A 19,867-nucleotide genomic window follows, 5' to 3' on the forward strand; every position below is an offset into this window, starting at 1 on the left:
CAATTCCACGCTTTTTTATATGTAAAAACTCGAAAGCATAAAAAAGGGCGTATCTTCACACGCCCTTTCGTCTTATTTCAGACGGCCTTAAGATTGAAGCAATCAACCTTTTTTATGTTTACCGGCAAAGCCGTCGTTAGACTTACGTTTGCCTTTAAAGCCTTCGCCGCCTTTTTTGAAACCGTCAGACTTCTTGAAACCGTCTTTCTTAAAGCCATCTTTTTTGAAACCGTCTTTTTTATGGCCTTCGCTGCGTGATTTGCCACCGAAGCCTTCTTTGCCCGGTTTCTTATCGCCACGCCAGCCGCCGGATTTACGATCGCCCCAGCCGCCTTTGCCTTTCGGTTTGCCGCCGGCAGATTTACGTTTGCGTGTCGGCTCCATGCCTTCGATGGTCAGCTCAGGCAATTTGCGGCCGATGTATTTTTCAATTTTGTGTACTTTGACGTATTCATTCACTTCGGCAAAAGTAATCGCAATACCGGTACGGCCAGCGCGACCGGTACGGCCGATACGGTGAACGTAGTCTTCAGCCTGTTTTGGTAAGTCGTAGTTGATAACGTGGGTAATGGTTGGCACGTCGATACCGCGAGCGGCAACGTCGGTGGCAACCAAAATTTTGCAGCGGCCTTTTCGCAAGTCCATCAGCGTACGGTTACGCCAGCCTTGCGGCATATCGCCGTGCAGGCAATTGGCGGCAAAACCTTTTTCGTACAATTCATCCGCGATGACTTCGGTCATGGCTTTGGTGGACGTGAAAATCACGCATTGGTCGATGTTGGCGTCGCGCAGGATGTGGTCGAGCAGGCGGTTTTTGTGGCGCATATCATCACAGTACAACAACTGCTCTTCGATTTTGCCTTGGTCGTCCACGCGCTCGACTTCGATGATTTCAGGGTCTTTGGTTAGTTTGCGCGCCAGTTTGCCCACTGCGCCGTCCCAAGTGGCGGAGAACAACAAAGTCTGACGGTCGGTCGGAGTGGCTTCGACGATGGTTTCGATGTCATCGATAAAGCCCATGTCCAGCATACGGTCGGCTTCGTCCAAAATCAGCACTTCCAAACGGGCGAAATCAACTTTGCCGCTTTGCATCAAGTCCATCAGACGGCCCGGAGTGGCGACAATCAGGTCAACCGGTTTGCTCAGAGCACGGGTTTGGTAGCCGAAAGATGCGCCGCCGACAATGCTGACAGTACGGAACCAGCGCATATTTTTAGCATACACCAGCGCATTTTTTTCCACTTGAGCCGCCAATTCACGGGTCGGCGTCAACACCAACGCGCGCGGGCCTTTCCCCGGTTTTTCGCTGCGCTTGGTCAGTTTTTGCAAAGTCGGCAGCAGGAAGGCTGCGGTTTTACCGGAGCCGGTTTGTGCCGAAGCCATAATGTCGCGGCCGTCCAAAGCAAACGGAATCGCTTGCGCCTGAATCGGCGTCGGGTTTTCGTAACCCTCGCTGCGCACGGCGGACAAAATGTTTTTATCAAGGTTCAAATCGGCAAATTTAATAGACATATCTATCCTAAGAGACAACAACGCGCACGCCTGAACAATTTCAGACGACCTGAAGCAAAGGAAAGTAACGATACGGGAAATGTGAAGTTACAGGGTTGTCGCAAGCATCTTGCTTGTGGTTAACATCGACGACAACCTGCACAGAAAAGGCTTTGCCAATAAGCAAGCAATAAAAGAAACGCGCCCGAAACGGCGGTTTAGGTTGGATGACGATGGCTTCGTATCAAAAGGCGAACGGCGGATAATATAGATTTTATGGATAACAGTCAAGCAAAAAGGCATCAAGTGCGTTAAAATCCAACCCCTTCCCAATACTTATTCAGGCCGTCTGAAAACCATGACCGACATTACCCCCTTTGCCAACCGCTTGGGCAAAAACATCAAACATCTTATGAAATGGGCCAAACGCAACAATATCGAAGCCTGGCGCATTTACGACCGCGATATTCCCCAATTTCCCTTTGCCGTCGATGTTTACGGCAACCAAATCCACCTTCAGGAATACGATACCGGCTGGCTGATGCAGCCTGAAGAATACGAAGCATGGCTTGCCGATGTATTGGAAGCCATCGGTTTTGTGACCGGTTTTGCGCCCGAACAAATCCACCTCAAACGTCGCGAACGCCAAAAAGGTTTGCAACAATACGAGAAAACCGGCAAAACCGGCGACGATTTCATCATCACGGAAAACGGCTGCAAGTTTTGGGTCAACCTCGACAAATACCTCGACACTGGCCTCTTTCTCGACCACCGCAACACGCGCAAAAAAGTCGGCGACACCACGGCGGGCAAACGCTTCCTCAACCTGTTTTCCTACACCGGCAGCTTCACCGTCTATGCCGCCACCGGCGGCGCGGCATCCAGCGAAACCGTCGATTTGTCCAACACTTATCTCGATTGGGCGAAACGCAATTTCGAACTCAACGGCATCGATACCAAACAACACAAAATCGTCCGCGCCGACGTGTTCCAATATCTGCAAAACGCCGCAGACGAAGGCAAAAAGTTCGACCTGATCGTCATGGACCCGCCCAGCTTTTCCAACAGCAAAAAGATGCTCGACATCCTCGACATCCAGCGCGACCATAAAAAGCTGATTGACGGCGCAATGAGCCTGCTCGCTTCAGACGGCATTCTGTATTTCTCCAACAACCTGCGCAGCTTTGTGTTGGACGATTCGGTCGCAGAACAATACGCAGTCAAAGACATTTCCAAACAATCCGTTCCCGACGATTTCCGCAACAAAAAAATCCATCAATGCTGGGAAATCAAGCATAAATAAGCATCAGGCCGTCTGAAAGCCAGTTTTCAGACGGCCTGATTGCCATATTGAATCTCTGAATCAATAGGCGCATAATTGAAGAAATTGTTGACAATATTAAAAGGAAAATAACATGCAAAACTACCTGACGCCCAATTTCTCATTCGCCCCCATGATTCCGGAACGCGCACTCGGCAGCCGGGTTTGGGATACTGAAGGACGAGAATACATTGACCTGTCAGGCGGTATTGCTGTGAACGCGCTGGGCCATTGCCATCCCGATTTGGTCGCAGCCTTGGCCGAGCAGTCTCAAAAACTCTGGCACATTTCTAATATTTACACTACCCAACCGGCGCAAGAATTAGCCAAAAAACTGGTCGAAAACACCTTTGCCGACAAAGTGTTTTTCTGCAATTCCGGCGCAGAAGCCAATGAAGCCGCGTTGAAACTGGCGCGCAAATACGGCCGCGATCATTTTGGCGAACACAAAACCGAAATCATCTCCTGCCTCAACAGCTTCCACGGCCGCACCCTGTTTACCGTATCCGTCGGCGGCCAGCCCAAATACAGCAAAGACTACGCGCCGCTGCCGTCAGATATTACCCATGTTCCATTTAATGATATTGCCGCATTGGAAGCCGCCGTCGGCGACAAAACCTGCGCCGTAATTATCGAGCCGATTCAAGGCGAAAGCGGCATTCTGCCTGCCACCCAAGAATATCTGCAAGCCGCACGCCGTTTATGCGACAAACACGGCACTTTGCTGATTTTGGACGAAGTGCAAACCGGCATGGGTCATACGGGCAAACTGTTTGCCTACGAGCATTACGGCGTAACACCCGACATCATCAGCTCCGCCAAAGCCTTGGGTTGCGGTTTCCCGATTGGCGCGATACTGACCACCGATAAAATCGCCCCAACCTTCGGCCCCGGAACACATGGTTCAACCTTCGGCGGCAATCCGATGGCATGCGCGGTCGGCAGCCGTGCGTTTGACATCATCAATGCGCCCGAAACATTGGCACACGTTGAGCAACAAGGCCAAAAACTTCAGACGGCCTTGCGTGAATTAGGCGTGAAAACCGGCGTATTTAAAGAAGTCCGCGGCATGGGCTTGCTGCTCGGCTGCGTGTTGGCAGACGAATACGCAGGCAAGGCATCGGAAATTACCGCCGCTGCTTTGAAACACGGCCTGATGGTACTGGTTGCCGGAGCCAATGTGGTGCGTTTCGCCCCCAGCCTGTTGCTGAACGATGAGGACATGGCCGAAGGCTTGAAACGTTTTGAAGCGGCTTTGAACGAATGGTTGGCCTGATTTTCAAAGCCCAATAGCTAAATCAGCCGACAGCTTAGTGAAGGCCGTCTGAAAGACCGTTTAAGTTTTTCAGACGGCCTTTTTTCAATATTGAAAACAACATCCGCCTATATTCCCTGTCATTTGATGTTTGTTAAAAATCGTACCGCCTCTTCATGTTACGCTTGTCAAACATTTTGATTTTACAGAGAAAAGGAGCAGGAGATGGTATCGTTGAAAACCCAAATCGCCGGTTTTTCCTTTGACAACTGCCTGATGAATGCCGCTGGGGTGTCATGTATGACTGTTGAGGAATTGGAAGCGGTCAGACAGTCTTCAGCAGGCACTTTCGTTACCAAGACTGCAACGCTTACCCCGCGTCAAGGTAACCCTGAGCCACGTTATCACGATGTTCCTCTCGGCAGCATCAATTCGATGGGCTTGCCAAACCAAGGCATTGATTACTATCTGGATTACCTGCTTTCACTCCAAGAGACTCAGCCAGAACGGACATTTTTCCTCTCACTGGTCGGTATGTCGCCCGATGAAACGCATATGTTGTTAAAAAAAGTGCAAAACAGTGGATTCAACGGCATTACCGAACTCAATCTTTCCTGCCCAAACGTCCCCGGTAAGCCGCAAATCGCCTATGATTTTGAAACCACCGAGCAGATTTTGAGCGAAGCCTTCAGCTACTTCGATAAACCTTTAGGCATCAAATTACCACCATATTTCGATATCGTCCATTTCGATCAAGCGGCAGAAGTGTTCAACCATCATCCCCTAAAATTCGTCAACTGTGTCAACTCCATCGGCAACGGCATATATATCGAAGACGAATCCGTCGTCATCCGCCCGAAAAACGGCTTCGGCGGCATAGGCGGCCAATACATCAAACCGACTGCGCTTGCCAATGTCCACGCGTTCTATCAAAGACTGGATCCGTCTATTCAAGTCATTGGAACAGGCGGCGTTTACAGCGGCCGGGATGCGTTTGAACACATCTTGTGCGGCGCAAGCATGGTGCAGATCGGCACGGCGCTACACCAGCAAGGCGTAGATATTTTTGAACGGGTTTCCCTTGAATTAAAAGCCATCATGGCGCAAAAAGGCTACGAAAAACTGGAAGACTTCAAAGGCAAATTGAAATATTTAGCATAAGGTTTACGCTAAAAAACGCCCAAGGCCGTCTGAAAATTTCAGACGGCCTTGTTGTATAATTGTTCCCCACATTACCCGTCTTCCCCCTTCAATGAAACTCAACCCCCAACAGCAAGCCGCAGTCCAATATCTTGGCGGCCCCCTGCTCGTCCTTGCCGGTGCAGGCAGCGGTAAAACCGGCGTGATTACGCAAAAAATAAAGCATTTGATTGTCAACGTCGGCTATCTGCCGCATACCGTCGCCGCGATTACCTTCACCAACAAAGCCGCTACGGAAATGCAGGAACGCGTTGCCAAAATGCTGCCCAAATCGCAAATGCGCGGGCTGACAATTTGTACCTTCCACTCTTTGGGCATGAAGATTCTGCGCGAAGAGGCGAACCAAATCGGTTACAAAAAAAACTTCTCCATCCTCGACTCTACCGACAGCGCGAAAATCATCAGCGAACTTTTAGGCGGCACGGGCAAAGAAGCTGTATTCAAAGCGCAGCACCAGATTTCCCTGTGGAAAAACGATTTAAAAACGCCCAAAGACTTGCTTCAGACGGCCTCCAATGTGTGGGAACAGCAAACAGCGCGCGTGTATGCGAGCTATCAGGAAACCCTGCAAAGCTATCAGGCGGTGGACTTCGACGACTTAATCCGTCTGCCCGCCGTGCTGTTGCAGCAAAACAGTGAAGTGCGCAACAAATGGCAGCGACGGCTGCGGTATCTACTGGTTGATGAATGCCAAGACACCAACACCTGCCAATTCACCCTGATGAAGCTCTTGACCGGCGCGGAAGGCATGTTTACTGCCGTCGGCGATGACGACCAGTCCATCTACGCTTGGCGCGGCGCGAACATGGAAAACCTGCGTAAAATGCAGGAAGACTATCCGCAGATGAAGGTTATCAAGCTGGAGCAAAACTACCGCTCCACCGCGCGGATTCTCAAAATCGCCAACAAAGTCATTGAAAACAATCCCAAACTCTTTACCAAAAAACTTTGGTCGCAGTTCGGCGAAGGCGAAATCGTCAAAGTCGTTGCCTGTCAAAGTGAGCAGCACGAAGCCGACTGGGTTGTCAGCCAAATCGTCAAGCAGAAGCTGGTCGGCGGCGACAAAACCCAATACGCCGATTTCGCCGTGTTATACCGCGGCAACCATCAGGCGCGGATTTTTGAAGAAGCCCTGCGCAGCGCACGCGTTCCCTACCAGCTCTCCGGCGGACAAAGTTTTTTCGACAAAGCCGAAATCAAAGACGTTTTGTCCTATTTGCGCCTGCTTGCCAACCCCAACGACGATCCTGCCTTCTTGCGCGCCGTGACCACGCCCAAACGCGGCATCGGCGATGTAACGCTGGGCAAGCTCAACACCTACGCGCACGAACACGAATGCAGCCTGTATGAAGCCGCGCAAACTGTAGAAGCCCTTGCTTTGCTGAACAACACCAACCGCCAACACCTGCAAGCCTTCATGGATATGATGGAAAGTTACCGCGCCAAAGCCGAAACCAGCGAAGCAGGCGAGCTTATTCATAACCTACTGAAAGAAATCGACTACGAAAACCACCTGCTTGCCAGTGAAGAAGGCAAAGCAGGCGAAATCAAATGGCGCAACGTTACCGACCTGACCGGCTGGCTGGAACGCAAAGGCGAGCAGGACGGCAAAAACATCATCGAACTTGCCCAAACCATCGCCTTAATGACGCTTTTAGAAGGTAAAGGCGAAGAAGAAGTCGATGCCGTCAAACTCTCGACACTGCACGCTTCCAAAGGTTTGGAATACCCCTACGTTTTCCTTGTCGGTTGCGAAGAAGGCATCTTGCCACACAACGACAGCATCGAAGAAGACAATGTCGAAGAAGAACGTCGTCTGATGTACGTCGGCATCACCCGCGCCAAACGCCAGCTTACACTGACCCACTGCCTCAAACGCAAAAAACAAGGCACATGGCAATTCCCCGAGCCCAGCCGCTTCATAGACGAAATGCCGCAGGAAGACATCAAGATTTTAGGACGCAAAGGCGGCGATCCGATTGTGAGCAAGGAAGAAGGCAAAAGTCATTTAGCAGGCTTGCTGGATATGCTGGGGAATAAAAAGAAAGGATAACGCAAGGCCGTCTGAAAACAAGGTTTCAGACGGCCTTATTGTCAGCAAAAAATCACAAACAACCATCCAATAATCCTCACTTTACGTCGTCGCACCTATCCAACGCCATTTCGCCCAATCCTTCAAAAATAAATAAAAATAGCTGAATAATCAGATATAAAATAAACAAAAGGACGGAAAGACGGCTTCTTCCGTCTTCTGTTCACAAGTAAAAATTGTCAACATTTCAAGTATAAATTCACAAGCAAAATTGCATTTTTCAGGTATAATAATGGATTCCCCAACTGCATTTTGTGAGCTGAATCCATGTCTGTTGTTCTGCCCTTGCGCGGTGTAACCGCCCTTTCCGATTTCCGTGTTGAAAAACTCTTTCAAAAAGCAGCCGCACTCGGCCTGCCCGAAGTCAAATTAAGCAGCGAATTTTGGTATTTTGTCGGTAGCGAAAAAGCACTTGATGCCGCGACAGTCGAAAAACTGCAAGCCTTACTGGCGGCGCAAAGCGTTGAACAAACGCCCAAAGCGCGCGAGGGCTTGCATTTATTTTTGGTAACGCCCCGTTTGGGCACCATTTCGCCTTGGGCTTCCAAAGCAACCAATATCGCCGAAAACTGCGGTCTGGAAGGCATTGAGCGTATTGAACGCGGCATGGCCGTATGGTTGGAAGGTGCGCTTACCGACGGGCAAAAACAACAATGGGCAGCCCTGTTGCACGACCGCATGACCGAAAGCGTGTTGACCGACATCGATGCAGCGGCGCAACTGTTCCACCACATCCAATCGGAAACCTTCTCCAGCGTAGATGTTTTGGGCGGCGGTAAAGAGGCTTTGGTCAAAGCCAATACCGAAATGGGCTTGGCGCTTTCAGCCGACGAAATCGATTATCTGGTTGAAAACTATCAGGCTTTAAACCGCAATCCGTCCGATGTTGAATTGATGATGTTCGCTCAGGCAAACAGCGAACACTGCCGCCACAAAATCTTCAACGCCGATTTCATCCTCAACGGCGAAAAACAACCGAAATCCCTTTTCGGCATGATTCGCGACACGCACAACGCGCATCCCGAAGGCACAGTCGTTGCCTATAAAGACAATTCGTCCGTGATCGAAGGCGCAAAAATCGAGCGTTTCTATCCGAATGCGGCGGAAAATCAAGGCTATCGTTTCCACGAAGAAGATACCCATATCATCATGAAAGTGGAAACGCACAACCACCCGACCGCCATCGCTCCGTTTGCGGGCGCGGCAACGGGTGCGGGCGGCGAAATCCGTGATGAAGGCGCAACAGGCAAAGGTTCGCGTCCGAAAGCGGGCTTGACCGGATTTACCGTCTCCAACCTGAATATCCCGGGCCTGGAGCAGCCTTGGGAACAAGCCTACGGCAAACCCGGCCATATTGCTTCCCCTTTAGACATCATGATCGAAGGCCCGATCGGTGGCGCAGCGTTCAACAACGAATTCGGCCGCCCGAACCTCTTGGGCTACTTCCGCACTTTTGAAGAAAAATTTGACGGTCAGGTTCGCGGCTATCACAAACCGATTATGATTGCCGGCGGTTTGGGCAGCATTCAGGCACAACAAACACACAAAGACGAAATCCCCGAAGGCGCCTTGCTGATCCAACTGGGCGGCCCGGGCATGCTCATCGGCTTGGGCGGCGGCGCGGCTTCTTCGATGAATACCGGAACAAACGACGCGTCTTTGGACTTCAACTCCGTACAACGCGGCAACCCTGAAATCGAACGCCGTGCGCAAGAAGTGATCGACCGCTGCTGGCAGCTTGGCGACAAAAACCCGATTATCTCCATCCACGACGTCGGTGCGGGCGGTCTGTCCAACGCCTTCCCCGAACTCGTCAACGATGCCGGACGCGGCGCGGTATTCAAGTTGCGCGAAGTGCCGCTGGAAGAACACGGCCTCAACCCGCTGCAAATCTGGTGCAACGAATCGCAAGAGCGTTATGTGTTGTCCATTTTGGAAAAAGATTTGGACACCTTCCGCGCCATCTGCGAACGCGAACGCTGCCCGTTTGCGGTAGTCGGTACAGCGACTGACGACGGCCATTTGAAAGTGCGCGACGACTTGTTCTCCAACAACCCTGTCGATTTGCCGTTAAACGTTTTGCTCGGCAAACCGCCCAAAACCACGCGCAGCGACAAAACAGTTACGCCGTCTGAAAAACCGTTTAACGCCGGCGATATCGACATTACCGAAGCCGCCTACCGCGTTTTGCGCCTGCCTACCGTAGCCGCCAAAAACTTCCTGATTACCATCGGCGACCGCAGCGTCGGCGGCATGACCCACCGCGACCAAATGGTCGGCAAATACCAAACCCCCGTAGCCGATTGCGCCGTTACCATGATGGGCTTCAACACCTATCGCGGCGAAGCAATGTCTATGGGCGAAAAACCGACCGTCGCCCTGTTTGACGCGCCTGCTTCGGGCAGAATGTGCGTCGGCGAAGCCATCACCAACATCGCGGCGGTCAACATCGGCGACATCGGCAACATCAAACTTTCCGCCAACTGGATGGCGGCGTGCGGCAACGAGGGCGAAGACGAAAAACTCTACCGCACCGTCGAAGCCGTCTCCCAAGCCTGTCAGGCATTGGATTTGAGCATTCCGGTAGGTAAAGACAGCCTGTCGATGAAAACCGTTTGGCAGGACGGCGAAGAGAAAAAATCCGTCGTCTCGCCGTTGAGCCTGATTATCTCCGCGTTCGCGCCAGTTCAAGACGTGCGCAAGACTGTTACGCCCGTATTAAAAGACAATGCCAATTCGTCCGTTATTCTGCTGATGATTGACTTAGGCAACAACAAGTGCCGTATGGGTGGTTCTGCACTGGCTCAAGTGTATAACCGAAGCGGCGGCGAAGCACCTGATATTAATGCAGGCCATCTGAAAGCGTTTTATCAGTTAATTCAGCAACTCGTTCAAGAAGATAAGTTGCTGGCCTACCACGACCGCAGCGACGGCGGTTTGTTTGTGACTCTGGCAGAAATGGCATTTGCTTCTCGCCGTGGCATGAATCTCGACCTGCTGACAATGGTAAGTAAAAATATTAACGTTCAAAACGAGTATTACTCGCCTCAAGAATGGCAAAAATTTGTCCTAACTACCCTGTTTAACGAAGAATTAGGAGCCGTTATTGCTGTTCACGCTGCCGACCACGAATATATTTTCAATTTGTGCGAGAAACTGAATCTCACGCTTCACCATTTGGGAGAGTTTGCCGACAGCGGCCATATGGTCATCAATGCAGGAGAAGAAATTTTCAATCAATCCCTTACCGACCTGCAACGCGCATGGCAGGAAACCAGCCACGCCATCCAACGCCTGCGCGATAACCCCGCCTGCGCAGACAGCGAGTTCGCCCTGATTGGCGACAATGAATGCAGCGCATTGTTTGCCGACGTGAAGTTCGACGTGAACGAAGACATCGCCGCGCCTTTCGTCAACAGCGGCGCGAAACCCAAAATCGCCATCCTGCGCGAACAGGGCGTGAACGGGCAAATCGAAATGGCCGCCGCCTTCACCCGCGCCGGTTTCGATGCCTACGACGTGCATATGTCCGACCTGATGGCAGGCCGCGTTAACCTTGCCGACTTCAAAATGCTGGCGGCGTGCGGCGGCTTCAGCTACGGCGACGTACTCGGCGCGGGCGAAGGCTGGGCAAAATCGATTCTGTTCCACCCTGCTCTGCGCGACCAATTCGCCGCCTTCTTTGCCGATCCAAACACACTGACATTGGGTGTGTGCAACGGCTGTCAAATGGTCAGCAACCTTGCCGAGATTATCCCGGGCGCAGAAACATGGCCGAAGTTCAAGCGCAACCTGAGCGAACAGTTTGAAGCGCGCCTGAGCATGGTTCATGTTCCGAAATCCGCGTCGCTGATTCTGAACGAAATGCAAGGCTCCAGCCTGCCTGTCGTGGTCAGCCACGGCGAAGGCCGCGCTGACTTCGCGCTTCACGGCGGCAATATTTCCACCGATTTGGGCATTGCGCTGCAATATGTGGACGGTCAAAACCAAGTGACCCAAACTTATCCGCTCAACCCCAACGGCTCGCCACAAGGCATTGCCGGCGTGACCAACACCGACGGCCGCGTTACCATCATGATGCCGCATCCGGAACGCGTGTACCGTGCCGCGCAAATGAGCTGGAAACCGGAAGACTGGACGGAACTGTCTGGCTGGTATCGCCTCTTTGCCGGCGCAAGAAAAGCTTTGGGCTAATGAAAAGCTTGATTTGATCAGGCTTTAAGCAAGGCCGTCTGAAACAGGAAAGGCAAAATTTTCCGCCTCCTGTTTTCAGACGGCCTTTAAGTTTACTTTATTTATAGAAACCGGCTGCCGTCATTCTGTATTTCCCTCTTTTAAACTATAATCAACATATTCAGACGGCCTTTCCCGACATTATGACTCGACAAGCCTTTATCCTCAGCGATTGCGAATTTTCCGAATGCGGCGAAAAGCCTTACGCCCTATTGACCGCGAATCCGACTAAGGAGCACCACTTCGTCGCCCAGACCGAGCAACGGCAGCATGCGCATAATCCGCAGGTCAGCCCGCAGAATCAGAATGTTTACAAGCTGCCCTTGTCCATGTTCCACACTGGCGAAAAAGCCCGCGGCAAAGAACAAAACCACAGCGAAGCGATAAGCGTCAACATCATCGGTAACTTGGCGGCGAAAAATCTCTATACGCTGACCTTTGTCGAAGACTCCGCCAACCAATACAATTTGGAAAGCTGGTTCAACCGTCATGAAAGCGGCTACGAAGATGCCTGCAACCATCTGCGCACCCTGCCTGCAGGCCATCTGAAAACAACTACGGCAAATGCCGATACCGTCAAAGTACCGGATGCCTTGTGGCGGATATTGCGGCTGAAATTCCTCGGCATTCTGCGCAATCCGCACAACCATAAAAACCTGTTTGCCCACCGCCTGCACCAAACGCTTCGGGCGCGGCTGCCGGAAGTCGGTTTTGAATTTGTCCGCTTGATCAGCAAACGCGACCCCAAGCGCATCGAAGCCATTATGCAGGACTACCGTTTTTCCTTTCTCGGCTATGTCGATTGGCTGGGCGGTCTTTACGGTATGTTGAGCGAAGGCGTGGCGCAGCCGTCGTTGTTTGAACGGCTGTTTTGCAATATCTTTGCCGAACCCGAAGCCGTGAAAATCGAATTGTTCCGCTATCTGGAAAACACGGGGCTGTGCCTGTTTGGCGACAGCAGTTTCTGCCTGCAAGCCTCATCCAAGCTATTCAGCATCGGCGTTAATATCTCGCACGATATGTTTGCCATCGTTCATCTGCAAGCTGACCGTTGGCACGCGTTTAAAAACACCTTTCATCACGACGCGCCCAAACTGCAAGGCCAAGTGCGGATTGTCGACGGCGACCAAACCCAAAGATTGCTGTTCAACCGACTGTGCATCCAGCAAGCCCATGAAGCCGTGTTCGGCCAAAGCCCGAATATCAAAGATTATTTAGAGGCCGTCTGAAACCCCAAACCAGAAGAAAGCATATGAAAATCACACCAATCCAAGCCCTAAACGACAACTACATCTGGATGATTCAAGAAGGCAACCATGCCGTCTGCGTCGATCCGTCCGATGCCACGCCGGTCTTAAAATTCCTTGTGCACAACCACTTGATGCTGGCGCAAACATGGATTACCCACCCGCACCCAGACCATACCGGTGGCGCAAAAGCGCTGCACAACGGCTTCTTAGAATCCCCAATCTATGGCGAAAGCGACATCGACGTGGCGACGCATACCGTCACCGCAGGTACGCAGTTCCCGTTTGGCGAAGGCTTGGTTACCGTTTGGGCGACCCCCGGCCATACCGACCGCCACATCAGCTATCTACTGGAAAATTCAGACGGCCTGCACGTTTTCTGCGGCGATACCTTGTTCTCCGCCGGTTGCGGCCGCGTATTTACCGGCACAATCGAGCAGCTTTACGACAGTTTCCACCGATTCAACCAGCTGCCCGAAGAAACGCTGTTTTATCCGGCGCACGAATATACCGCCTCCAACCTGCACTTTGCCCAGCACATCGAGCCGGACAACGCCGACATTCAGACGACCTTGGCCGCAGCCGAACACACGCCGACACTGCCTGTCAGCCTGGCGCACGAACGCAAAGTCAATCCGTTTTTCCGCGTACACCTGCCCCAAGTTCAGGCACGCGCCGAAGAATTGAGCGGACGAAAGTTAAACAGCGAACTCGAAGTCTTCGCCGCTTTGCGTGAATTGAAAAATCAATTTTAATCAGGCTTAGTCCCTAAAGAACAAGGCCGTCTGAATAAGCCTGAAACCATGAATCACGCCTGTTCAGACGGCCTTAAAGCCTTCATCAATATCGCAACCATAAAAGCCTACGGCTGCTTTTTATGTTTCGCACATTCCGCAGCATATTGCTCGCCCCAACGGTGCATTGCTTCGATCACAGGCATCAGCGTCCGTCCAAACTCAGTCAACGAATATTCTACCTTCGGCGGTACCTGCGGATACACTTCCCGATGAACAATACCGTCGTTTTCCAATTCGCGCAGCTGCAGCGTCAGCATCCGCTGGGTAATGCCCGCAAGCAAACGCTGCAACTCATTGAAACGTCGGGTTTCTTCATTTAAATAATATAAAATCAATACCTTCCACTTGCCGCCGATAATATCCAAAGTATTAACGACCGGACAGCAAGAGCCGTGTGCGTGTTCTGTTTCCGACATACAAAATCTCCAAACCACAGTATAAAAAATGTGCGTACTTGTTATAAAGTTTGTACCCCCTATAATACAAGCATTCTGTAACAAAAGGCCATCTGAAAGGCTTCAGACGGCCATAAAAAAGAAGGAACTTTATCATGCGCAACATCAAACAAATCTACCGAGCCGACAGCCAACACTGGGTAGGCAACGGATTCCTCGTGCAACCTTTGTTCTCCCATATGGCTGACGACCGCGGCACCAATCCATTCCTGATGCTGGACTATGCCGCACCGTATGAATTTGCACCCAACGAAACGCACGGTCCGCGCGGTGTCGGACAACATCCGCACAAAGGCTTTGAAACCGTTACCATCGCCTACCACGGCGAAGTGGCACACCGCGACTCCAGCGGCGGAGGCGGCATTATTTACGAAGGCGACGTGCAATGGATGACCGCTGGCTCAGGCATTATTCATGAAGAATTCCACTCTGAAAACTTCAGCAAAAAAGGCGGACTCTTTGAAATGGTGCAACTCTGGGTCAACCTGCCGACCAAAGACAAAAATACTCCGCCACGCTATCAACATCTTGCCAAAGCGAATATTCCCGTCGTCGAATTTCCAGACGAAGCCGGCTACTTACGTCTGATTGCAGGCGAACATGACGGCGTAAAAGGCGCGGCGGACACATTCACCGAAATGAATGTTTGGGATATTGTGCTCCATGCCGATAAAGAAGCCGAGTTGGCAGTACCTGACAATCACAATCTGTCTATGGTTGTCCTGCGCGGAGCGGTTACGTTTAATGGCAATGAACAGGCAACAGCCGGAGAATTGGTCAATTTTGAGCAAAGCGGCGGTAAAGTGCGCGCGAAAGCCGGTAGCGAAGAAGCCAAAATCTTGCTGCTTTCCGGCGTTCCGATTGATGAACCCGTAGTCGGCTACGGCCCATTTGTGATGAATACTGCCGAAGAAATCCGACAAGCCATCAGCGATTTCAAAAGCGGCAAATTCGGCCGTATGTAAGCCGCCGCCGACTTTTGCACTTTGTTGCAGTAACTTTTGCACTCTAGGCTCCGCGAAAGTTTCGACAGCTTTTGCACTATATCGGATGATGTGAAATAAGAAAAGCGACGCTACCGTCGCTTTTTATTTTACCAATTACATACGACCAATTCTCCACTGGCTTTACCAGTTTTATTTCTTCCGATTGTATAAGCCAGCTCCAGTTGGGTGATACGGAAATCTTTAAACAATTCCCTGATATCAGGGTGGTCATTAATGGATAGCATGACCTTACCCTTACTCTCTGCCATCACTTTGGCCAGTAATTCATACTGTTCCCAGCCAAATGATTGGTCATAGCCTGCGGTCTGCCAATATGGTGGGTCTGCATAGAAGAAGGTGTGCTCACGGTCATATCGCTTGAAGCAACGATCCCACGATTCATTCTCTATATAAACACCTTTTAAACGGTCTTTAGCAGCCTTTAATTTAACCTCAATCTGAGACGCATCCCACGCTTTTGACGTGGTAGCTGTCCCAAAATGCTGATGGACGGTTTTGCCGCCGAAGGCGTTGTGTTGAAGGTAGAAGAAGCGAGCGGCACGTTGAATATCTGTCATGCATTCGGGCGGCGTGTTTTGCAGGCAGGAGAATGTCTCGCGGCTGGTCAGCGTCCACTCGAACTGACGGACGAACTCGTCGAAATGATGTTGTACCACACGATAGAGATTGATGAGCTGTCCGTTGATGTCGTTGAGTACCTCTACTTTAGCAGGCGTTGGGCGCATAAAGAACAATGCTGCGCCACCAGAAAACAACTCGACATAGCAAGAATGCTCGGGGAACATGGGCAAAAGATGTTTTGCTAAACGACGTTTGCCACCCATCCAGGGGATAATAGGTAATGTTTGTTGCATTTTTTGCATCATATATACTCCTAAATTATGGCATTCGCGATGCTCTAAATCAGATTTAATATGATGCTCAAAGGCATTCTTTTGATTTATTAATTAGCTGAAAGAATTGATGTTTTTACAACGAGCGCACTTTATTTGTACACAACCGCTTCCTTTTGCCAGCAATTTCCCACAAAACTTACAGCGTAATTCACGATAGATTTGCATTTGCATCCACTCCTGTATCAGATAGAATGCCTCGGTCTCTAGAGACTAAGGCGGCCTTAGAAGTCAATGCAGGCATGCTCTGCTTGGCTGGCGTAACAGTGTTGCCGCACTGTTACGTCGCCGTCCCACTTATATTTAAAATCCTCCCAAAGGCCGCCTTATTCAGACGGCCTTTTATTTATATTTGCCTACAAATAGCGCAACTCTTTCGCTTTTGCGATGATACGTTCAGCGACTTTAGCCTCAACCGCCGGAAGCAGATGGGCACCGCCGTCTTGTGAGAGTGACAACGGCATTACGCCGTCCGTTTGCGCTTTTTTATCCGCCTCATTTGGCGTGAGGCCGCTATCCGTCCAAATCTGATCAGATAAAATATATTGCTCAATATCAAAGACATTATTGCCATATTTAAACTTGAGCCAATTATTAAATTGATCCTTGAGCTGATGTCGGTATGGGTGGTTTTCTTTAGCCCAACCCGGCTTATTATCAGCCCATACAGTCAGGACAATATAACGGGGAGACTCTTTAGGCTGAACTTGTTGAATACATTTTTCAATATAGCCTTCAATACGCGCCAAAACCGTCTGCCAGTTACCGACATTGGCGCCGTTAATGTCGTTTTTTGCGGTTGCCAACACGCAAATACCATCGACACTGCCGCTATTTTTCAGGCGTACCGGATATTTTTTGCCCGGAACAACGCTGTGAGCCTGGCTATCGCGCGGAATGACTTTAATATTGGCGGTTTGGCCGGTCATGACCGCTTCGATGTCATCGCCAATAATAACGACGGTAGAGTGCATACTGAAAGGCGTAACGCCTTCGCCGTAAACCAACTCGCCATCAACCATCACGCCATTTGCTTTAGCCGGAATAGTATCGACTTTAAAAGTAACTTCCACCGGGCTGCCGTTCATCGACATCAAGGCATACGCAGCCAGGCTGCCGCCCTGTGCGTTGTTTACAACCGGCAGATTTTCAGCGGCGGCAACACTCACAGCCTGACCGCCGATACGCGCATTGGTGGAGTCGCCGAAGAAATTGAGGCTACGCTTCAATGCAGAAGGAGGGGAAGGAGGAGCCACCGGGCGTTCCGCCTCTTTCGGAGGAATAACAGGGCCGGACGGCATAACGGTATGACGTCCATGCTCGACCGGTGCACCAATATATTGAATGCCGAATCGGTCGCCTTGCTGCAAGGTATCAGCAATATTTTCAGGCTTGGCGCAATAACGCAGGTCAATAATACAGTTGTGCGGCTGAACAAGAGCGTATCCGTCTTGCTCATCGGTTAACGCGACTAATTTATTGTCACGCAAAGAGAAATTGACCCAATCACCGGCACGCGTACCCTCAGACACTTTTACCTTCACACGCGTCAAGGCAGTGGCTTCAAATTTTAAAATGTCGCCGATACCGACACCCAACACTTCAGTTCGCATAAAACCCCCTCAAAATAATAATAATTATTTTAAGACGTTATACGAAAGCAACGCCTGGCTGTCCTGCACTTATCCTTATACACCCAACTCTAAAACAGTAGTATCGGGAGCCTGACCAAGGATACGGTTGCTCAAGACATCATAAAACACACGCTGATTTAAAGCGGCTTGCCCGCTTAAAACAAGATTGCCGCCGCTTTGCGTTTGCGCCGCCCATGAGCCGCCGCCCAAATCGCCCGTTATTTTGGCAATGCCGCGCTGTTCGCGCTTGAGCAGTGCCGTCAGGTTTTGATACAGATTAGTCATTTTGTTATCCTCAACAAAAAGATAAAATGCCGTCTGAACATGGCTTTCAGACGGCCTTTAAAGCATCTTTAAACCAGCTTTAATCATTCGTCAAAATAGCGGTCTATCGTTAAATTTTGAGTCACGACAGGCGCATCGTTTTCGATTTTGACTTCGACCGACACACCAACCACCACGCCTTGCCAGCTCCCCGTAGGCTCATTGATTTGCCAAATCTCGCCTAAATTCGCCATAGGAATGGCGTATTTATCCGATACCGGCAAAGACACCGTTTCGCGCTTATGAACGCCAGTCTCGCTTAAAGCGGCGATACCGGCGGCAAGCAAGACCGGCTGGTCGGTATAAAGCGTATTGGTCAGCGCGGAGGCACGCGGCTCGCGGTTGCTGCCGTTGCGGTACACATCCGCGCCTTTGCCCTTGTTATGGCTCGGCCAAACATAAACCCCATTGGCACGCTCCGATACATTGCGCTGGCCGCTGATGCTGAAAATCACGCTGACAGGGACACTGACATCGGCAGGCGCATCGGAAACCTCCCAAGAAGCCTTTTTCCATTTGGGCTTAAAGCGGACAACAGGTCGGGCGCGGTCGCTCTCCACAAATCCCCCTGCGGCTTGAGCCAGCTCCTGTAAAACAGCAATCGGCGTTTTATCGGTCAACGAATACACATCTCCCGGAATCAACCAATCAACCATCGTCCAGCCGTCCAAATCCACACCTGTCGGGCGTAAAACCTCCGTTGCGATTTGTTGCGCATAAATCGGATTGCGGTATGTACCACGGCCTTTAGGCGCATAGTCCGCGCCCAAACGGGCGGTAACACTGCGGCCGGTTACCGTATAGCTCTTTTGCCCGAAGCGGCGGTTGTCGCTGTAATCTTCCGCGATGATGACAAAAGTATCCGCATTGATTTGCACCTCGATTTCGGCTTCCCGGCCTTTCGGGCGGGCATCAGGATTAATCTTGGCGAAATCATCGGGAGAAACAGTCAAACTGCCTTGCCAGCAATAACCGGCAGTATCCGTCGTAAAGGATGCAGAAAACAGCCCGATCGGCTGGCCGTCGACCGTAGCTTTAATAATATTTTGCATGATATATCCGTCTAAAACAGGAGTGCTTACCGTATCAAAACAAGCAAACGGCAGCGGAATATGGCGCGCATCGTGTGCAATCTTTTTGCGGTAAAACCGCAGGTGCAGCCGGTTTGAAGGTGGGCGGATACCGCAAACATAAGTCTCAGGCACAGGCTCCGGATCAACCGGAATCTCATAATACTCGCAAGGCACAGCTAAAGCAGGCAGGCTTTGCGGATGCGCACAGCGTGCCAATACCGCCGCCTCGCGCACCTCCGATACCAAACAATCGCCAACCGGCGCGTCATCGGAAAACACACTCTCCGAACACGCCGCCAAAGCCTCGCCAAGACCTGCCGATGATCGGTCCGCATTACAGCCGCTTAGGAACAAATCATCGGGAAAAGCATCATGCAGACAGCCGTCCAGACCATCCATTCCGACCTGCACCGCCTGCATACACCCGGCAACCCCGTCAGACAAGCCGACCGTTTCATGCAGGCAGCTTTCCAACTCAGGCATATCCGAAAAGGCCGTCTGAAAACAAACCGCCTCCCCGACAGCCTCTGCCGTTATCCCCGACACTTGGGCAGCCATGTCGCCCAAATCATAACGACCGGCCGCGCACACCGCCTGCGTTGACACCGCCTGCTGCACAAAGCCCCACGCCCCCGAAACAGTCGCATAACCATCCGGAGGGCGGTACGGATTAGGCTTAAGCGGCGTATCGGGAATAATCTCGCCGCCATCCTCAATATGGCGTAAAGGCCGTCTGAAAGCCAACGGCAAGAGCCTGGACGACGGACGGGAGCCAATCGCCAAGCCGAAAGGCAAAGGGATACGCGCCGAATCAGCATAAATTTTGTCTTCGGACATTTCAGACG

Annotated in this window: 15 protein-coding genes; 8 read left to right on the forward strand and 7 right to left on the reverse strand. The window is 51.2% G+C overall.

What is annotated here, in order from left to right:
• Window positions 1–102: 102 nt before the first annotated feature.
• The gene (locus tag ACTHRY_RS03150) at window positions 103–1,512 is read right to left on the reverse strand and encodes a DEAD/DEAH box helicase (RefSeq protein WP_049322090.1); all 1,410 of its coding nucleotides are present in this window, start codon (window positions 1,510–1,512) and stop codon (window positions 103–105) included.
• A gap of 337 nt (window positions 1,513–1,849) precedes the next feature.
• Here ACTHRY_RS03150 and ACTHRY_RS03155 point away from each other — a divergent pair, with 337 nt between their 5' ends.
• From ACTHRY_RS03155 to gloB, 7 genes are all read left to right on the forward strand, one after another.
• The gene (locus tag ACTHRY_RS03155; RefSeq protein ID WP_049322089.1) at window positions 1,850–2,794 is read left to right on the forward strand and encodes a class I SAM-dependent methyltransferase; all 945 of its coding nucleotides are present in this window, start codon (window positions 1,850–1,852) and stop codon (window positions 2,792–2,794) included.
• 112 nt (window positions 2,795–2,906) lie between these two features.
• Window positions 2,907–4,088: an aspartate aminotransferase family protein gene (locus tag ACTHRY_RS03160; protein ID WP_049359457.1), complete on the forward strand. Its 1,182-nt coding sequence runs from the start codon at window positions 2,907–2,909 to the stop codon at window positions 4,086–4,088.
• Window positions 4,089–4,292: 204 nt separating this feature from the next.
• Window positions 4,293–5,228 carry a dihydroorotate oxidase gene (locus ACTHRY_RS03165; protein ID WP_049322087.1) on the forward strand — a complete coding sequence of 312 codons (936 nt, stop codon included), beginning with the start codon at window positions 4,293–4,295 and terminating at the stop codon, window positions 5,226–5,228.
• Window positions 5,229–5,319: 91 nt separating this feature from the next.
• Window positions 5,320–7,320 (forward strand): DNA helicase Rep, encoded by a 2,001-nt coding sequence (gene rep, locus ACTHRY_RS03170; protein ID WP_049359451.1) that lies wholly within the window; start codon window positions 5,320–5,322, stop codon window positions 7,318–7,320.
• 306 nt (window positions 7,321–7,626) lie between these two features.
• Entirely contained in the window at window positions 7,627–11,553 is a 3,927-nt protein-coding gene (gene purL / locus ACTHRY_RS03175) for a phosphoribosylformylglycinamidine synthase (RefSeq protein WP_049322085.1), read from the forward strand.
• Window positions 11,554–11,735: 182 nt separating this feature from the next.
• Window positions 11,736–12,821 (forward strand): hypothetical protein, encoded by a 1,086-nt coding sequence (locus ACTHRY_RS03180; protein WP_440374041.1) that lies wholly within the window; start codon window positions 11,736–11,738, stop codon window positions 12,819–12,821.
• Between the two features lie 23 nt (window positions 12,822–12,844).
• Complete coding sequence (gene gloB / locus ACTHRY_RS03185; protein ID WP_049322083.1) at window positions 12,845–13,594, forward strand: hydroxyacylglutathione hydrolase; 750 nt, start codon at window positions 12,845–12,847, stop codon at window positions 13,592–13,594.
• 107 nt (window positions 13,595–13,701) lie between these two features.
• On the opposite strand, the gene ACTHRY_RS03190 is transcribed toward gloB, so the two are convergent.
• Complete coding sequence (locus ACTHRY_RS03190; protein ID WP_049322082.1) at window positions 13,702–14,052, reverse strand: winged helix-turn-helix transcriptional regulator; 351 nt, start codon at window positions 14,050–14,052, stop codon at window positions 13,702–13,704.
• A 134-nt stretch (window positions 14,053–14,186) separates the two neighbouring features.
• Here ACTHRY_RS03190 and ACTHRY_RS03195 point away from each other — a divergent pair, with 134 nt between their 5' ends.
• Window positions 14,187–15,056, forward strand: a complete 870-nt coding sequence (locus ACTHRY_RS03195) for a pirin family protein (RefSeq protein ID WP_049322081.1) — start codon at window positions 14,187–14,189, stop codon at window positions 15,054–15,056.
• Between the two features lie 128 nt (window positions 15,057–15,184).
• Here ACTHRY_RS03195 and ACTHRY_RS03200 read toward each other — a convergent pair whose 3' ends face one another.
• The 5 genes from ACTHRY_RS03200 to ACTHRY_RS03220 all read right to left on the reverse strand — a co-directional run bounded on the left by ACTHRY_RS03200 (window position 15,185) and on the right by ACTHRY_RS03220 (window position 19,859).
• The gene (locus ACTHRY_RS03200; protein ID WP_079453829.1) at window positions 15,185–15,964 is read right to left on the reverse strand and encodes a DNA adenine methylase; all 780 of its coding nucleotides are present in this window, start codon (window positions 15,962–15,964) and stop codon (window positions 15,185–15,187) included.
• An 81-nt stretch (window positions 15,965–16,045) separates the two neighbouring features.
• The gene (locus ACTHRY_RS03205) at window positions 16,046–16,165 is read right to left on the reverse strand and encodes a zinc finger domain-containing protein (RefSeq protein ID WP_311457636.1); all 120 of its coding nucleotides are present in this window, start codon (window positions 16,163–16,165) and stop codon (window positions 16,046–16,048) included.
• A 182-nt stretch (window positions 16,166–16,347) separates the two neighbouring features.
• Window positions 16,348–17,604 (reverse strand): hypothetical protein, encoded by a 1,257-nt coding sequence (locus tag ACTHRY_RS03210; protein WP_065423772.1) that lies wholly within the window; start codon window positions 17,602–17,604, stop codon window positions 16,348–16,350.
• 75 nt (window positions 17,605–17,679) lie between these two features.
• Entirely contained in the window at window positions 17,680–17,910 is a 231-nt protein-coding gene (locus tag ACTHRY_RS03215) for a hypothetical protein (protein ID WP_049323799.1), read from the reverse strand.
• Window positions 17,911–17,993: 83 nt separating this feature from the next.
• Window positions 17,994–19,859: a hypothetical protein gene (locus ACTHRY_RS03220; RefSeq protein WP_049323798.1), complete on the reverse strand. Its 1,866-nt coding sequence runs from the start codon at window positions 19,857–19,859 to the stop codon at window positions 17,994–17,996.
• Between the last annotated feature and the right edge of the window lie 8 nt (window positions 19,860–19,867).

Origin of the sequence: Neisseria sp. P0004.S004 (assembly GCF_051963335.1) — a bacterium.
Taxonomy (GTDB): domain Bacteria; phylum Pseudomonadota; class Gammaproteobacteria; order Burkholderiales; family Neisseriaceae; genus Neisseria.